We start from the raw sequence: 491 nt of genomic DNA, 5'->3' as shown, positions 1-491 counted from the left end.
CTGGCTCGGCGCTTTGGGTGCGGGCACTATCCTGGCTTACGCGCTGTGGAACCACCGCCGGCTCGATGCTTTCCTGGCCGGCGAAAACGCCGCCGAAAGCCTGGGCGTGCCGGTGGCGCGGATGCGAAGGATGACCTTTCTCGTCGCCGCCTTCTCGACGGCGATCCTGGTCTCGGTCGCCGGCGTCATCGGCTTCGTCGGGCTGATGATCCCGCATCTGTCGCGGCCGCTGGCGGGCCCCTTGCACCTGCGCCTGGTTGCCAGCTGCGCCGTGTTCGGCGCGGTGCTGTTGCTGGCCAGCGACCTTCTGGCCCGAACGCTGCTGCCGCCGCAGGAACTGCCGATCGGCATCATCACCAGCTCGGTCGGCGCGTTCTTCGTCGTCACCATGCTGATCCGCAACCGGCTTTAAGCGTGGCCTCGGTCAGGGTCGCGATTACTCTCCCGAAATGCCCAGTTGCACCTGTTGCTTTGGGCGCTTCGACTGGAAC

The 491-nt window shown here is 66.6% G+C and carries 1 protein-coding gene; it reads left to right on the top strand.

What is annotated here, in order from left to right; all coding sequences use genetic code 11:
• Positions 1-412, top strand: a 412-nt coding sequence (locus EOD07_RS36970) for an iron chelate uptake ABC transporter family permease subunit (RefSeq protein ID WP_164772989.1), incomplete at its 5' end; no start/stop codon positions are given.
• Positions 413-491: the final 79 nt, after the last annotated feature.

The sequence above is a fragment of the Mesorhizobium sp. M2C.T.Ca.TU.002.02.1.1 genome (genome assembly GCF_003997225.1).
Note: the sequence above shows the minus strand (reverse complement) of the source record. Positions and strands in the feature narration are given on the sequence as shown.